The 15,844-nt window shown below is 53.8% G+C and carries 14 protein-coding genes; 3 read left to right on the forward strand and 11 right to left on the reverse strand.

Annotated features, from left to right (window positions below):
- Positions 1-13 precede the first annotated feature (13 nt).
- Entirely contained in the window at positions 14-1,246 is a 1,233-nt protein-coding gene (locus MRY86_RS13565) for an NAD(P)/FAD-dependent oxidoreductase (protein ID WP_293569311.1), read from the forward strand.
- A 105-nt stretch (positions 1,247-1,351) separates the two neighbouring features.
- On the opposite strand, the gene MRY86_RS13570 is transcribed toward MRY86_RS13565, so the two are convergent.
- The 11 genes from MRY86_RS13570 to MRY86_RS13620 all read right to left on the reverse strand — a co-directional run bounded on the left by MRY86_RS13570 (position 1,352) and on the right by MRY86_RS13620 (position 13,513).
- Positions 1,352-2,353 carry a fasciclin domain-containing protein gene (locus MRY86_RS13570; RefSeq protein ID WP_293569313.1) on the reverse strand — a complete coding sequence of 334 codons (1,002 nt, stop codon included), beginning with the start codon at positions 2,351-2,353 and terminating at the stop codon, positions 1,352-1,354.
- A gap of 131 nt (positions 2,354-2,484) precedes the next feature.
- The gene (locus MRY86_RS13575) at positions 2,485-3,105 is read right to left on the reverse strand and encodes an ABC transporter ATP-binding protein (RefSeq protein ID WP_293569315.1); all 621 of its coding nucleotides are present in this window, start codon (positions 3,103-3,105) and stop codon (positions 2,485-2,487) included.
- Positions 3,095-3,913 carry an acyl-ACP--UDP-N-acetylglucosamine O-acyltransferase gene (gene lpxA, locus MRY86_RS13580; RefSeq protein ID WP_293569317.1) on the reverse strand — a complete coding sequence of 273 codons (819 nt, stop codon included), beginning with the start codon at positions 3,911-3,913 and terminating at the stop codon, positions 3,095-3,097. Before lpxA ends, MRY86_RS13575 begins: the two co-directional genes overlap by 11 nt.
- A 1-nt stretch (position 3,914) precedes the next feature.
- Entirely contained in the window at positions 3,915-5,309 is a 1,395-nt protein-coding gene (locus MRY86_RS13585; protein ID WP_293569319.1) for a bifunctional UDP-3-O-[3-hydroxymyristoyl] N-acetylglucosamine deacetylase/3-hydroxyacyl-ACP dehydratase, read from the reverse strand.
- Between the two features lie 69 nt (positions 5,310-5,378).
- Positions 5,379-6,428, reverse strand: coding sequence for a UDP-3-O-(3-hydroxymyristoyl)glucosamine N-acyltransferase (gene lpxD / locus MRY86_RS13590; RefSeq protein ID WP_293569321.1), 1,050 nt, complete (start codon positions 6,426-6,428; stop codon positions 5,379-5,381).
- A gap of 40 nt (positions 6,429-6,468) precedes the next feature.
- Entirely contained in the window at positions 6,469-6,729 is a 261-nt protein-coding gene (locus MRY86_RS13595) for a hypothetical protein (RefSeq protein WP_293569323.1), read from the reverse strand.
- A 46-nt stretch (positions 6,730-6,775) separates the two neighbouring features.
- A complete protein-coding gene (locus tag MRY86_RS13600; RefSeq protein WP_293571550.1) occupies positions 6,776-8,251 on the reverse strand; it encodes a serine hydrolase domain-containing protein in 1,476 nt (491 codons plus the stop codon).
- Positions 8,252-8,300: 49 nt separating this feature from the next.
- Positions 8,301-9,461 carry an aspartyl protease family protein gene (locus MRY86_RS13605; RefSeq protein ID WP_293570434.1) on the reverse strand — a complete coding sequence of 387 codons (1,161 nt, stop codon included), beginning with the start codon at positions 9,459-9,461 and terminating at the stop codon, positions 8,301-8,303.
- Positions 9,448-10,743, reverse strand: a complete 1,296-nt coding sequence (locus MRY86_RS13610) for a hypothetical protein (protein WP_293570433.1) — start codon at positions 10,741-10,743, stop codon at positions 9,448-9,450. Before MRY86_RS13610 ends, MRY86_RS13605 begins: the two co-directional genes overlap by 14 nt.
- Positions 10,744-10,835: 92 nt before the next feature.
- Positions 10,836-11,720, reverse strand: coding sequence for a LytTR family DNA-binding domain-containing protein (locus tag MRY86_RS13615; RefSeq protein WP_293570432.1), 885 nt, complete (start codon positions 11,718-11,720; stop codon positions 10,836-10,838).
- On the reverse strand, positions 11,717-13,513 hold the full coding sequence (locus tag MRY86_RS13620) for a helix-turn-helix domain-containing protein (RefSeq protein ID WP_293570431.1): 1,797 nt from the start codon (positions 13,511-13,513) through the stop codon (positions 11,717-11,719). Before MRY86_RS13620 ends, MRY86_RS13615 begins: the two co-directional genes overlap by 4 nt.
- Positions 13,514-13,663: 150 nt before the next feature.
- Here MRY86_RS13620 and MRY86_RS13625 point away from each other — a divergent pair, with 150 nt between their 5' ends.
- Positions 13,664-14,953 (forward strand): amidohydrolase family protein, encoded by a 1,290-nt coding sequence (locus tag MRY86_RS13625; RefSeq protein ID WP_293570430.1) that lies wholly within the window; start codon positions 13,664-13,666, stop codon positions 14,951-14,953.
- Positions 14,954-15,138: 185 nt separating this feature from the next.
- Positions 15,139-15,774, forward strand: a complete 636-nt coding sequence (locus MRY86_RS13630; protein ID WP_044148679.1) for a DUF4294 domain-containing protein — start codon at positions 15,139-15,141, stop codon at positions 15,772-15,774.
- The last annotated feature ends 70 nt before the right edge of the window (positions 15,775-15,844 follow it).

The raw sequence follows: 15,844 nt of genomic DNA on the forward strand, positions 1-15,844 counted from the left end.
CCAAAAGAATACCATGTCTGAGACCATCATTATCGGAGCCGGACTGGCGGGCCTTACCGCCGCCAACTATCTTCACCAAAAAGGCAAGCCTTTTCTATTGCTCGAAGCCTCCGATCGGGTGGGTGGACGGGTGAAAACCACCGAAAAGCAAGGCTTTTTGCTGGATCACGGCTTTCAGGTATTGGCCACCGCCTATCCGGAAGCCCGCGCCCTGCTCGATTACAAAAAGCTGGATTTGAAACCGTTTCTGCCGGGCGCTATGCTCCTCCAACCGGACGGCAGCCGCGACCGCATTGGCGATCCGCTGCGGGACTGGAGCAGCCTGCTGCCTACCCTGTTTGCCAAAGCAGGCGGGCTGGGGAGCAAGTTGGGCATTCTCCAACTCCGCAACCGCCTGAAGGAGATGCCTCTGGAGGCTATCTTCCGGCAACCGGAAATGACCACCGCTCAGGCATTGGAAGAGGAATACGGTTTTGACAGTCGTATGGTAAGCCGGTTTTTCAAGCCCTTTTACAGCGGGATTTTTCTGGAAAAAGAGCTTGCTACAAGCCGCCGGATGTTTGACTTTGTATTCAAAATGTTTGCCGAAGGGGCAGTCGCAGTGCCGGACAAGGGCATGCAGCAGATTCCACTTCAGCTTGCCGCCAATTTGCCGGAAGACAGCATCCGTCTGAATTGTAAAGTAGAAAAAGTGGAAGGCCATCAGGTCTCCCTGGAAAACGGAGAAGTGCTGAGCGCTAAAAACATCGTGCTGGCCACTGAAGCCACCGGCCTGGTTCGGGAGTACCTGCCGCTGGTGAATACCGCATACCAAACAACCACCCACCTGCATTTTATCACAAGCCATACGCCGGTTCAACAGCCGTTGATTGCATTGAATACGAGGAGCGGCGACCTGGTCAATAGCATTACGCCGATCAGTCAGGTAGCGCCGGGATACGCGCCCTCCGGCAAAACCTTGTTGTCCGTGTCAATTGTAGGCAAGACGGATTTGGATGATGTAAGCCTGGCGGGCAAAGTACGGGGCGAGTTGCAGCATTGGTTCGGGCCGTCGGTCAACGAATGGGATTTGCTGGATATCCGAGAAGTCACCTACGCCCTCCCTGCGCAGCGGCATGTGCAGCACGAGGCTGATTTGTCGGTTGGTGAAGGGCTTTACGCTATTGGGGACCACCTCCTGAATGGCTCCATCAATGCGGCTATGCGAACCGGGCGGTTGGTGGCGGAGGAAATTTCAGCGAACTGAGGGTGATACTTGTCAATTCGGCTGCACTATCAGCGCAAAATAAAACAGCTCTGGCAGTCCTTTACCTGCCAGAGCTGTCTGGCTTTTTATGCTAAATAAAGCCTGCTAGGGCATGACAACCGCATCAATTGCGTGGATGATACCATTAGATGCATTAACGTCAGTAGCAATTACCGTAGCGGTATTGCCCTGTGCATCAGTAAGGACCACTTTCCCATCCTGAATGGAAGCAGTGAGTTCTGCACCATTGACAGTGGTAATGGTGTAAGTGCCTTCCTCCGCATTTTGAATAGCGTTGGTAAGGGTAGCTGCATCCACCTTGCCGGCTACAACGTGGTAAGTCAGTATTCCCGAGAGCTGATCCTTATTCTCAGCTTCCAACAGGGACTCCACGGTGCCTTCGGGCAGCGCAGCGAAAGCATCATCGACCGGTGCAAAAACCGTAAAAGGGCCCTCGCCTTGTAAAGTTTCAACCAAGCCCGCGGCTTTTACGGCAGCAACCAACGTAGCGAATTGCTCATTATCCATAGCTACGCCAACGATATCGGCAGGCCCCAGAAGGGCAGCAGGGTCTACGTCACCCGGTAGCAGTACCGCATCAATGGTGTGAATGACGCCATTCGAAGCCATAAGGTCAGTTCCGGTTACATTTGCTGTGTTTCCCTGTACATCGGCAAGCTTGACGGCATCCCCTTCAAGAGTGGCCATAAGGGCAGCGCCATTGAGTGTTTCTACGGTATAGCCTTCTGAAGCCATGCTTAGTGCTTCCTTGATCTCGGTTGCTGTTAGCTTAGAGGCGGCGACATGATAGCGGAGAATGGCAGTTAAAGCGTCCTTGTTTTCGGGCTTCAGCAGGGCTTCAAGAACCCCTTCAGGAAGGGCCTCAAAGGCTGCATTGGTTGGCGCAAAGACCGTGAATGGGCCCTCGCCTTCTAATGCAGAAGCCAACTCAGCAGCCCCCAGGGCTTCGACTAAAGTGCTTACATTTTCGTTACCGGAAGCGACTTCCACGATGTTTTCAGTTGGAGCGGGCTCGCCGCAGGCAAAGGTGAATACTGCCAGAACGCTCGCCAAAAACAAGGCATTAAGGCTGAAATGGGTTTTCATAATGTACTTGGATTGTGTGATTGGAATAGTTTACTAAAGACAAAGCTGATTTGCTTTGCCTGCGGAACAGCAAGAAGCAGGTTTTGTTGCAGAATTAGGTCAGGAAGGAGCTGAAAATCAGCAGGAAAGCATTAGGGCTTATACTGTGGTATATCGATATGATGCTCGCAAAAGTCAAAATCGACCTCCACATTGGAGGCAATGACGAGGGTGCGGCCGGCGGTGTACTGCTCAATGAGCTGCCGGTACCACTGTACCCCTTCGGTGTCGAGGTTGGTGGTGGGCTCGTCAAGTAGCAGGTAAGGGGTGTCGGAAAGAATCGCCAGGGCAAGTTTCAGCCGCTGCTTCATGCCCGATGAGAAGTTGCGAATGGGCTTGCGGCGGGCTTTCTTGAAACCGAGAATACGATAGATGTCATCGGATTGCAGTTGCTCCTGAAAGGGTTTGAAGCGTTGGTGAAAGTCGAGCGCTTCGATCAGCGTGAGCTCTTCGATCAGTTCGATATAGGGAGCGGCATAGGCCAGGTGTTGGTAGACCTCGCTGACAGGAACCGGCTTATCGTTGAGCGTGAATTGGATTTTTCCTTTGGAAGGTGTCAGATGGCCGGAAAGCATCTTCATCAGGGTGGACTTACCCGAGCCGTTCGGGCCCGTGATGGCATAGCGCTGTGCCGGGTGGATGGTCAGCGCCACGCCTCTCATGATCCATTCCATTTTGTAGCGCTTACCTACGCCCGCTAATTCAATCTTCATCCGGGTTTTTTCCGTTCAGTTGCTGAAAGCCCCGCATAATACCCGGGTCGGCGCTCTTGATGAAGTCCAGGATGGCATCGCGCTCGTCGGTGGGCTCCAGGGAGTCTTCGATAATCTCCAGCGCATGAGAGGTACTGTATCCCTTAACAAAGAGGATGCGGTAAATCTCCTGAATCTCGTTGATTTTCTCTGTCTTAAACTGCCGCCGCCTTAGGCCGATGCTGTTCACACCTGCGTAGGAAAGAGGCTCCCGGGCCGCTTTTACGAAAGGCGGCACATGCTTGCGCACCAATGATCCGCCCGCAATAAAGCTATGCTTGCCGATATGGATAAATTGTTGCACGGCAACCAGCCCTTCCAAAATGGCGTAATCTCCCACTTGTACATGGCCGGCCAGGTTGACATTATTGGCCAGAATGACGTTGTCGCCCAGTATGCAATCGTGCGCCACATGAGCATAGGCCATCAGCAGGCAGTTTTTGCCCACTTTGGTGGTATTAGCGTAAGAAGTGCCCCGGTTGACGGTCACATACTCCCTTACGGTGGTATTGTCGCCAATTTCAGCAGTGGTTTTTTCGCCTTTGAATTTTAGGTCCTGCGGGATGCCGGCAATGACAGCCCCCGGGAAAATCCTGCAGTTTTTGCCAATCCGTGCGCCTTCAAAGATGGTAACTGAAGGGCCAATCCAAGTGCCATCGCCAATTTCAACGTCTTTGTCAATATAAGCGAAGGGGCCGATGGTGACCTCTTTCCCAATCTTGGCTTCCGGATGAATGTAGGGTACGGCGTTGCTATTGTTCGTATTCATCTTATGAGCGCTTAACGATTTGAGCAGTCAGTTCGGCCTCAGACACAATTTTATTGCCGACATACGCAGTGGCTTGCATCTGGCAGATTCCCCGGCGGATAGGAGCCATAAGTTCCATCTTGAACAGGACCGTATCGCCCGGGACGACTTTATTTTTAAATTTAGCGTTCTCGATCTTAAGGAAGTAGGTGTCCCAGTTGCCGGGCTCATCTACGGTTGACAAAGCCAGGATGCCGCCGGTTTGGGCCATAGCTTCGATTTGCAGTACGCCGGGCATTACTGGGTTGTTGGGGAAGTGCCCCTGGAAGAACCCTTCGTTGAAGGTGATGTTCTTGACACCGACCACGTGGGTGTCTGACAACTCGATGATCTTGTCAACGAGCAGGAATGGAAAGCGGTGGGGGAGCCATGCGGCGATCTTCACGGAGTCAAACAGCGGTTCTGCATCGGGATCGTAATTAGGCTTGCCTTTGAGCTTTCGCTTTTCGACCAATACCTTTTTAAGCACTTTCGTAAATTCGATATTGGGCGTATGCCCCGGCTTGGTCGCCAGAATTTTCCCCTTGATCGGCATGCCGAGCAGGGAAATATCGCCTACCACGTCGAGCAACTTATGCCGGGCAGGCTCATTTTTGAACTGCAGCTTAAGCGTATTCAGGATACCGTCGTCGTAGTCGACCGTGACGCTGGGTTTGCCCAGCTTTTCTGCCAGCCGGTCCAGTTCGTCCTGCTCCACTTTCCGGTCTACGATAACAATGGCGTTATCGAGGTCACCGCCCTTGATGAGGTTCTGTTCAAAGAGGAACTCCAGCTCGTGTAAAAAGACGAAGGTCCGGCAGGGCGCGATTTCCCTGGCGTAGTCTGTAGTACCGTTTAGGTGGGCATATTGCTGACCGAGTACATTGGAGTTGAAGTCAATCATAGCAACGACTTCAAAGTCATCGTGGGGCAAAGCCACCAGTTCGGAACCTGTTGCTTCATCTTTATAAAAGATGGGCTCTTCGACTACGAAGTATTCCCGGGCTTTATCCTGGGCTTCTATGCCTGTTTCCTGCAGTGCTTTGACAAAAGGGCCCGCACTGCCGTCCAGAATAGGGACCTCAGGGCCATCCAGCTGAATGAGCACATTGTCAATGCCAAGCCCGGAAAGGGCAGACAGGACGTGTTCTACGGTATGTACTTCTGCCTGGCCAACCTTAATGGTGGTCCCGCGCTGAGTAGAAACGACCCGGTTGATGTCTGCGCTCAGCACCGGTTCGTTTTCTAAATCTATGCGCTGGAACTTGTAGCCATGGTCAACCGGAGCCGGGTGGAAAGTCAGCTTCACAGTTTTGCCGGTATGAAGGCCTACGCCTTCCACACTGACCGGGTTTTTTATCGTATGTTGTTGCTCCATAAGAGGTATAGTCAGCTGAATTTTTCTGCAAAGATAGGATTTTCGAGGATAGTACTGTTAAAGACGGCTTTATTGGTCTGCCTCAGGCGTCTTCAACGTTTGTAGCTCCCGTTCCAATCGGCTAATGGTTTTGTAGAGTTCCGGCAGCTTCTTGAAAACAGAATGGGAGCGGATGAAATCACGATAGGGGATGATCGGGGAGCCAAACCAGGCCTGATTCGGTTCTTTAATGTGTCCGGCGATACCGCTCTGTGCCTGTATCTGCGAGCCGTCCGCAATTTCTACATGACCGGCGAACCCAACCTGCCCGCCAATACGGCAGTACTTACCAATTTTGGTACTGCCGGCGACACCGCTTTGTGCTGCAATAACGGTATGGGCACCGATTTCCACATTGTGTCCAACCTGTATCAAATTATCGAGCTTGACGCCCTCCCGGATGATGGTGCTGCCCATTGTGGCCCGGTCGATGGTCGTATTAGCGCCAATTTCGACTTCATCTTCAATAACGACATTCCCAACATGGATGATTTTATCGTAGCTCCGGTCTTCTTTTGGAGCAAAGCCAAAGCCATCGCTTCCGATCACCGCGTTGGCATGGACAATGCAATTCCGGCCCACCTCACAGCGGTCCAGGATTCGGGCACCGGGATAGATCAGTGTATTCGGACCGATTTTGGCGCCTTTGCCGATATAGGCCTGCCCCATAATGATCGCACCCTCTCCAACCTGAGCTCCAGCCTCAACGATCGCGGCAGCGCCAATGCTCACCTGATTGCCGAGTATAGCTTCATCGCTGATTACAGCCATATCAGAAATACCGGGCGCCGGCTTTGCCTGTTGCCCAAACTGTTGCAGCAAGCGGGCAATAGAGGCGTACACGTCGTCCACCCGTATCAGGGTAGCGGATACGGGTGACTTAGGTTCAAAGTCCTTGCTCACCAAAAGGACGGAGGCGGTTGTCGTATAGGCATACGATTCGTACTTCGGATTACCGAGAAATGAGATGGTACCCTCTCCTCCTTCCTCAATTTTGCTGGGCTGACTGACGGTTATATCGGGATTCCCCTCGAGGGTGCCTCCCAGAAAATGTGCGAGTTCTCTTGCTGTAATTTGCATCCCGCAAAGGTAATAAAAAGGCAGAAATGGCAGGCTAAAGCTATGGCTCCTCTTTCTGAAAAAACTGCTCCACCTTATCCTCAAACCCTTGCAAGCGACCCTTCTTGTCCTTTTTTCGCAGCCAGTTCATCACCCGCTCCAGAAACGGGATTTTGTGGTGTAAAAGATAAGAGCCGACAAATACGCCTACGTAGCCCATCGGGATGATTGGGAACAGCATCGTCACTGCGCCTATGGCCAGGATGATACTTCCATAGACCACGCGGGCGTACTTGAAGGTGAAAAGGCTTTTAAATTTCATAGCACCTTTTCAAAGCAAAGGGCGGTGGGGATGTTCATTGTCCGCTTCACTCCACCCGCTCAAACACATCCCGCCCAAACGAAAAGTCGACCACTTTGCCGTCTTTCATACCAAAACAGATGACCATGCCGGAGCCCGGCGCCATTTCCACCCGGGCACAGTTATCGTGCGGATAAGGCGTAGCCACGGTGCGGATTCGCCCCATGCGGGCGACGAGTTCCCCATCTTCCATTACAACAGTGACTTCGCCAAGGTGGGGATTGCGGAATGTGCCTGTGTAAGCCGTTTTGGGCAAGGTAAGCTGCCAGGTGCGTTTGGCCATCTTGGATAGGTGCTTGCTTTCCCATTTGCGGTAGCGCCGGAGCTGTTTTTTGAGTTGCCGGGCCGCCTGACGCTCGTGCTTTTTGACCGCGCCTTCATTGCCCAGGTACAGGTCGTAGGCATACTGCGTGATACGGATAGCCAATGCTCCACTGATGTTGTTATTGGCAAGCACGGCTACCCCCAGCCCTGCTTCAGGCATAAAGGACAAACTGGAAAAGAACCCCGGATAACCGCCAAAGTGGTAAGCCAGGGCTTGTTCGGCGTAGGCACCGGTACGCCAGCCCAGCGCATAGCCATTGGCGTTAAACGCTTCCGTGAATTCGTGGGTGGCGCTGACCTGCTTTTCATAGGATTGCCGAACGATAGCAGTGGGGAAGGGGCCTTGCTCCGGAGCAAGATAGCACGCCAAGAACCGGGCGGCATCTTCACCCGTCGTCATCAGGCCGCCGGCAGCGTGCATGGTGGCATCGACTTTTCTCAGGTAAACGGGCAGCAATTTGTCCGGGTACAAGCCATCGTAGGGTACGGCCTCATTCGGTGTGCTGACTTTCGATGCATAGGCGGTCGTATACTGCATATCCAAAGGGCTAAATACCTTTTCCTGCAACAAATCGCGCCAGCTTTTCCCCAACTCGGCCTGTAGCAGCACATCCAGCAGATAGTAGCCAAAATTGGTGTACGCAAAAGCCTTGCCCGTTTCATTGGCTTGCGTTTCTTCTTCAATCAGGCGGAGGACCTGAGCATCCGTATACGCGCCAGAGTAGGCAAGAAGGGTAGAGAGGTAGGGGTTTTCTAGGCCGCTTTGGTGGGTGAGGAGGTCCATCACGGTGATGCCCGCAAAGAGGTCCTGCTGTTCAAAGCTGCTGAAAGGCTGGTAAGACAAAATTGGGCGGCTCAGATCTAGTTGTCCTTCAGCGGCGAGGATAGAGGCGAGTAAGCCGTTGTAAGCTTTGGTGCAGGAAGCAATATAGAATGAAGTCTTCGGCGTGACCATTTCCTGCTGTGCACGGTCGCCGTAGCCAAAGCCTTTAGCATACAGCGTGCCTTCCGGATTGGTAATGGCAACGCTCAACCCGGTCAGGTGGTCCGTGGCGGCCAGGGTTTGCTTGATGAATTGGGTGAGCCGCTCTGCTTTATTGGTTTGGGCCGTGAGCGAAACGGTGCAAAGGCAAAAAAGAATCAGTGGGGTGAATTTCATGTTGATGGTTTGATTTTTTTCTTATGATGTGTGAGGAAGTAACGACCCCCTAAGGAGTCAGCTCAAAGGTTTTCCCCTCCGGATATTCCAGCGTCAGGGTGTCATTTTCTAAAAGCTCCCGGATGCCCAGGACGTAATCACAATAGTTTTCGTATAGGTCGCAGGGGCGATAGCCATCGATTCGGGCGATGGTGTCTCCAAACTTTACGGGGCTGTTCACAGGGCATCTTCGGACTTGCCAAAGGCTATCGGAAAGGATACCAGGGACGAAATCCGGACCAGTACGAATGGCCGTGGCCATGGCGGGGACAAAGGCGATGGTATTATTGTCGTAATTGAGGGATACAATGAATTTTTCCAGCACCTCGTTGCCCAGGTAACCACCGTGGCGGGTGAATTCCACCGGAGCTTGAAGGGTGTGTTCCCCAAACCTCAAAGGAAGCAGCATACGGAAAACGGTGTCGGGCGCTGCCGCATGCCCGTAAATACCGGTGCCGGATTGATCGATGAGTGTATCTACCGGGTACCCTTCAAATTCCGGGAGGAGCGCCATGGGCAGCGTCAGGCTGCCGTTATAGCCCGTGTCCATAATCAGGTTTTTTACCGTATTGCCCCCAACATTTATGGCAATGGAAGGCTTGCCGGAAAGCGTGGGGTGGGAAAATGGCAATACAGCGGCTTCAGCACCTGCTTCAAACGGCTGATCGCTTATCCACAGTTGTTGTTGCTGATAGTCGATTTTCCAATGCGCATGTTGAATGAGGTTGGCCCCGATCAGCCCGCCGGGCGCCAGGCACCGGCTTGCTGAAAGGGAGTCGTACTGCAACAGCCCGGCAGAAATTTTGCCGAAAGGCACTCCCCCCAGAGATATGGTATCCATTTGTGTGATGGTGATTTGCCGGGACACGCCCTGAGCCGCATGATTGAGCTTTGTGGCTTTTTGGGACAGGCCCATGGACAAGCCCCAGCTTTTCTCCACCTTGGATTCAAATGCGCCGGTATCGAAAATGAAGCGCCGGGGCGCTGTCTCCGATCCGATCGTGGCTTCGACCAGGATCAAGCCTTTCCCGTAGTGGAAAGGTATGGCGGTTCGGAAGTCATCCCGCAGGAGTTCCCCCCGTGACAGCAATAGCACATTTTTGCTGTAGTTGCAGGCACCCATACCGAATACTATGCTAAGCATCAGCAGGATGAAGTTATTTTTTAGCATGCCGCTTCGTTTTGCCTACGTGGTACATCCGCTGCGGATAAAATACCAGCTGTATGAAGTTGAATTCCAGTTGGTCCACCCGGGCTTTTCCGCCAGCGACACTATTGATCTCCAGCTTAGGATAGTAGCGCAGATTCGTGCGCAATACCCAGGTCTCCAGGGGGGAAGGCAGGATATCCCACCCAAAAATCAGCCCCGGCTGTAGGCCTTCCGTTCGGGCCACTTCACCTACTTGTATATTGCCTTCAAAGTCGCCCATTGCCCAGCGGTCATAGGACAGCGACAAGCCGAGGAAGGGCACAAAACCGTTGTAGTTGAGCAAAAACTTGTATCCTTCCAAAGCGACCGACCGCCGCCGCAGGATTTGCTGATAACCGAAGCTGCCCACCCGGCTGTCGTAGTCGCGGTAGGCAATCCCGACATGCACCCCGGGGCGGTGGAACAGGTAGCCCAGCCCAAGGTCAAGGTGCAGCGCGGTTTTGTGTTCAGGCAGCGACTGCCGTACGAAGTCATCAAAGGCGGGCCGGCGGAGAAAAATACCACTGCTGGCGCCAATGCCCACCGAGAGGCTGTTGAGCTTGCCCGCGGATTGGAGTTGTTCCTCCAGGGCGTAGGTGCTGCCATCTTTTATCCCGGGTTCCTCCCGCAGGGTGGTATCGAAATAGCGGGAGAGCCCCAGGCTGAGTTGCCAGGGGGGCAGTTCCAGGCTGACCGGTGTTCTGGAATCGACGTAGAAGTCCTTTTCCGGTGAGAGGAAGTAGGTGGCTTTCAGTGTCGCCTGCCAGTTGCGGCTGCCGAAGGATAGGCCTGCTTCCGGGTAAAAAGTAAGCCAGCCATCAGTTCTGTCCCGCCCATTCTGCTCATAAGCGAGGTTGTGCCCGACGTAGGTACCTCCGATGAAGGGGCGTAGCTTGCCAAACTCCATGCGCCAGGGGTAAAAATGGGCGCCCAGATCTGCAAATTGCTGCCTTTTGATTTTGGTGTTGGGAGCGATATCCTGCGCTCCGCTTACAGGCAGGTCGAAGTGCATCACAAAGTTGAGGTGCCCCCAAAAGTGCAGCCCGCCTATGCTGATTTGTGGGGTGCCAAAAGCAGGAAATGTACCGGACTCCAGACCATCCGCCCCCTGCCAGAAGATTTTCCCCCCTTCCGGCTGATAGCGGTAGTGCAACCCCACATGAGTTTGTGCAAACCGGTGCTGGTTTTGTTCTTCGAGGTACACTTGCGCCTGCAGGGAGAGGCTGCAAAGCCAGGCCAGCGTAAATAGTAAGGTCGTTTTCATTGCGTTCGTGATTTTGGCGCAAAAGACCAGTATAATCAGGGCTTTTGCAACTCAAAGGGACGAACGGGACCATGCCGGGATGAACGGGAAGCCTATGTTTTTCCGATTATTGCCATGACAGATGCGGCCTTGCTGCGGGCTACCGGAACCGTCTGATTGGCCCCTTCCAGGACCAGCTCATAATTCCGGGCATTGCCCTTCACCTGACGAATGAGCTGCCGGTTGGCCAGGTAGCTGCGGTGGCATTGGATGAACTGGTCTTCAGGGAGGACCTCGCTTAGCGCCTTGAGGCGGTTGCGGAGGAGCTCCCGCCGTGGCTGCCGGGTTTCATCCAGAAAATGCACTTCAGCGTAGTTGCCGGCTGCCTGCAAAAAGAGGATGCGTTCAGCGGGGAGCTGGAGGACGGGTTTGCCATTTTCATCCGGAAGGGAAACAAGGGCTTCTCCCGGCGTTGCTGCCGGTTGCTGCAATTGGCGGGTGTACTGCTCGGCTTGTTTTAAATGGCGTTTCAGCAATCTGTTCTGGTCGCGGGCTACAAAGATTAGGATTGGGATCAGTGCAATCAGGGCGGTATTCAAAAGAACCTTAACGGCCTGGCTCAGGCTACCCAGCACAATGATGTCCTGAACGTGCAGGATGCCCCCAACGGCAATGGCGATGAGCAGGATAGTGCAGAGCGTCAGGATCAGCTCATGCTTTACCATCCAATGATCTGCCGGCTCAAAATTCGGGAAAAGGCGGGACAGCAGCCACCAGTTCAGGCAAATGAAAAAGGTAACGGACGCTGAGATTTCCAGGCTGACCATCAATAGTGCAGCAGAGGAAAGCTGGTAAAACCCAAAGGGCTCGAAAAACCAAAGCACTGCAAAAGTGATAGCCCCGAAGCCTAAAGCCTGCCGGAATATTGCCCATGGGCGGTCCTCCCAGTAATGCGGGCGACTGAGGTATTGTTTGAGTTGTGCCCATCCGATGCTCATGCCTGCTGCTGTTTCTTGACCCAGGCGCGGGGCGTCATTCCCGTCGATTTTTTGAAGTAAGCGTTGAAGACGGTTTTAGAGTTGAAGCCACTTTCGTAAGCCAGCCCAAGGAGTGTCAGGTGGCTGTTGGCGGGGTCAAGGGCCAGCCGTTGGAATTGCTTCAGGCGGAAGGCGTTGATGTAGGCATTGAAGTTTTGCCCGACATGCTCATTGAGCAGCCACGATAGCTTGTTAGCCGTGAGGCTGAGGCGTTCGGCCAGCTGGCGGAGCGAAAGGTCGGCATTTTGGTAGGCCCCTTCGGTTTCCATTAGTTGTTGAAGCTGGGTGAGCAAGGCTGGGATTTCTACATCGTCTATAAGGCTTCTGCTGCCTGCAGGTTCCGGTTTGCCACCTTCTGTGGCAGGAGGGAGGCGGTTGGGTGCAAAGCTTTCCTGTAGCAACTGCTTAAAAACAGGGGTGCTGTGCAGTGGCTTTAGAAAAGGGATGTGCGCGAAATTGACATACTGTCCGAGATGGCGGCTCGTCATGCCTTGCAGGTGAACAAGTGCCGATGCGGTGTCTTCGGAATGGGTTTGAAGGAATAAATCCCAAGAGAATAAATGGATATCCCTTCCTGACTTGGGCGTTTGGATCAGCCGGGCCACATCGCTTTTGTCAATTTGCCCATGCAGGAGTTGGTAAAGCGCACGGCACTCCTCCGGGCACTCCACTAGGCGGTTGCTTTGCAAAAAGGCCTCCAGTGCTTCGGGGCGGCCCAGCAGAATGAGGCAGAGCTGTTTGAGCCCAATAGCATGGGTGAAATTGGGGGCGATCTGCAGTGCCGCTTCGGCCGCAGCCAGTGCCGCTTCGTAATCGCCAGTCAGGTAGCGGATATTAGCCAGCGTGAAGTGGTGGTTGGGCGAGAGGGGGTTGAGCGTCAGGATATGCCGGGCGTGCTCCTCTGCCAGGTCAAAATACCCGATGGCGGTGTACAGCTCGGTCAGCCCCTCCTCCGCTTCGGTATTGGAAGGGTTGATGGACAGCGCTTTGAGGTAAGCTGCTGCTCCGCCTTTGAAGTCCCACCGCCCCCAGAACAGCAGGGTGCCCTGACTGAAATGCCCGAGATCAGAATGCTGGTCCAGCTCAAACCCGCGTTGCAGGTAGTGTTCGGCGGTATCCAGGAGGCCGGGCATGCCGCTGAAGGAAGCCCGCATGGCAAAGCAATAGCTGATGCCAAAGTAAGGGAGAGCAAAGTTGGGATCAATCGCTATGCAATCCTGATAGTACTGAATGGCGTTGGTGATGCCCTCGTTGTCCCATTTCAGGTGGTTGTGGCGGGCTTTGAGGTAGAGGTCGTAGGCTTTGATGTTTTGCGTGGGCGCCTGCACCAGGTGGTCCTGCATTTCGAAGTGGCCGTAATGCTCGCGGATTTGGTCGGCAATGAGTAGGCTAATCTCGTCCTGTAGCTCAAAGATATCGGCCAATTGCCGGTCAAAGCGGTGGGCCCAGAGGTGGGCACCGTCTTCGGCATTGACCAGTTGAGCCGTGATGCGTACCTTATTGCCGGATCTGCGGACACTGCCTTCCAAAAGGTTGGCCACCCCCAGTTGCCGCCCGATTTCCCGGATGTCTGCGGGTTTATTCTTGTAAGCAAAAGCGGAGGTCCGGGCAGTCACTTTCAGCCCTTTGATTTTGGTCAGGGCATTGATGATCTCTTCGGTAATGCCATCGCTGAAGTACTCGTTTTCGGGGTCCGCACTCCGGTTGACAAAAGGCAGGACAGCGATAGAAGCAGGAATGGGTTGGGCAGTCATTTTTTAAATAGGTTCAGGGCAAAAATACAGGATTCTGGCTGAATGGGGCCAAGATTACCATGCTTTACGGCCAACCTTTTGGCTCATCCGATATTCTTATCCCGTAATCTGATGTATATTACCGGTCACGAACCAATCATTACTACTGCTATGCGACTTTTCATTACTCTTGTCTTTGCCTGCCTCGCCTTTGCCCTGAAGGCGCAGGTGCCTGCTCCCGCTCCGGCTCAGGCGCAGCCCGTTTACATCACCGGTGCCACGGCTCATTTGGGCAACGGGGTGGCTATTGAAAATGCGGTCATTGCTTTCGCCAACGGTAAAATTACCTTTGTGGGCACCGCTGCTGAAGCTGCTGGTCAAAACTGGGCCGGGCATCAGCAAATTGAAGCCAACGAACAGCATGTATACCCCGGCTTTATCGCCACGGCTACCAATTTGGGGCTGGTGGATATCAGCGCCGTACGGGCGACCCGCGATTACGACGAGACCGGTACGATGAACCCCAGTGTCCGCAGCCTGATTGCTTACAATACCGATTCTCCGGTGACGCCCACAGTGCGTTCCCAAGGTGTACTGCTGGCACAGATTGCACCATCCGGTGGGCGCGTTTCGGGTATTTCCAGTATTGTGCAGCTCGATGCCTGGAACTGGGAGGATGCGGCTTACGCTGCTGACGATGGACTGTACATCAACTGGCCATCCCTTTTCAGCTACAGCTGGAAGGATAGGCGCTACAGCAAAAACGACGACTATACCGAGGATGTGGAAGCGCTGCGCGACTTCTTTAAGGAAGCCCAGGCCTACAATCAACGTAAAGACCGCGAGCAGCCCAACCTCAAGCTCGAAGCCATGGCCCCGGTGCTGAGCGGTGAGCGTAAGGTTTACATCCGTGCACAGGAGGCTAAGGAAATCCTCCATGCCGTACGCTTTGCGCAAAATTTCGAATTGAACCTGGTCATTGTGGAAGGGCGGGATGCCTGGATGGTTGCCGATGCGTTGAAGGAGGCCGAAGTGCCGGTCATCCTCAGTTCCACTCAAAGTCTGCCCGCCCGGGTGGATTCGGACATTGATCAGCCCTTCAAAACGCCCACCCAACTGCAGGAAGCCGGCGTGCTGTACGGTTTTGGCCACGAAGGCTTCTGGCAGCAGCGCAACCTGGCTTTTCAGGCCGGGCAGTCGGTTGGTTATGGGCTGGAATACGAGCAGGCTGTGGCCGGGCTGACGGGTAATCTGGCAAAGATACTGGGCATAGACGACCGTGCGGGGACTCTGGAGGTAGGCAAAGATGCCAACCTCTTCATCAGCCGGGGGGATGCCCTTGACGTGCGCACGAGCGAGGTGCTGCATGCCTTCATTCAGGGGCGCAAGATCAACCTGGACAATCAGCAAAAGGTGCTCTACCGTAAATTCCGAGACAAGTACGATATGGGCGGTCGTTAAGGTTGTCCTAAATCCGCAATGATGGCCGGTGCAGGGCGTTACCTGTAAGTAAGACTAACGTCTAAATTCCAGAAATACATGGGGTTTAAGCAACTTATCGCCCCCGTTTGTACGTTGTCTGTATTGGAGCAGTCGGCATAAGCTTAGCCTGCTGACCCGCTCCTGAATCACTGAACTGTAGCAACATGAAAAATATACTTCTGACCTTCGCAGCATCCCTGTTTTTCCTCGGCCTTTCGGCTCAGGAAACGAGTGGCTCTGTAACCATCAACGGGCAGCGCCTGCCTTACATGATCGACGCCTGTGGCGATACCCTGATTATGGCAACGCTTGATGATGTCTCCGTCTCTTCCATGCGGGAGTTTGAAAACCGGGAGGACTACCTTAAGTACCGCCGCTACCGCCGTTACGCTGCCGTGGTATACCCTTATGCCGTAGAAGCCATTAAGCTGTTCCGGGAAGTGGAATACGCGACTGAGCATATGAAAGACCGGGAGCAACGCCGCTATATCCGTCAGCTTCACCGCGACCTCAAGCGCGAATTTACGGACCCCCTCAAGGGGCTGACCAAGACACAGGGCATGATCCTGATCGAGATGATCGAACGTGAGCTCGACACGCCGCTTTTTGAACTCATTAAGGACCTCCGCAATGGCCTTACCGCTTCCTATTGGAATACGATGGGTAGCCTTTTCGGCCATGATATTAAGGAAGGGTATGTGGAAGGGAAAGACCCCATTCTCGATTCCGTACTCCGCGATATGAACATCAGCTACGAGATTCCGGCCAGCCGCCCGGGCGGAGCTGTGGGGGGAGAGTAGCACGCAGTTAGGTCAGCGTATCATGCGGGCAAACATACAACGGCCCCGGCAAAGGCAGTGCAAACCTTTA

The organism is Phaeodactylibacter sp., from assembly GCF_022763345.1.
Taxonomy (GTDB): Bacteria; Bacteroidota; Bacteroidia; order Chitinophagales; family Saprospiraceae; genus Phaeodactylibacter.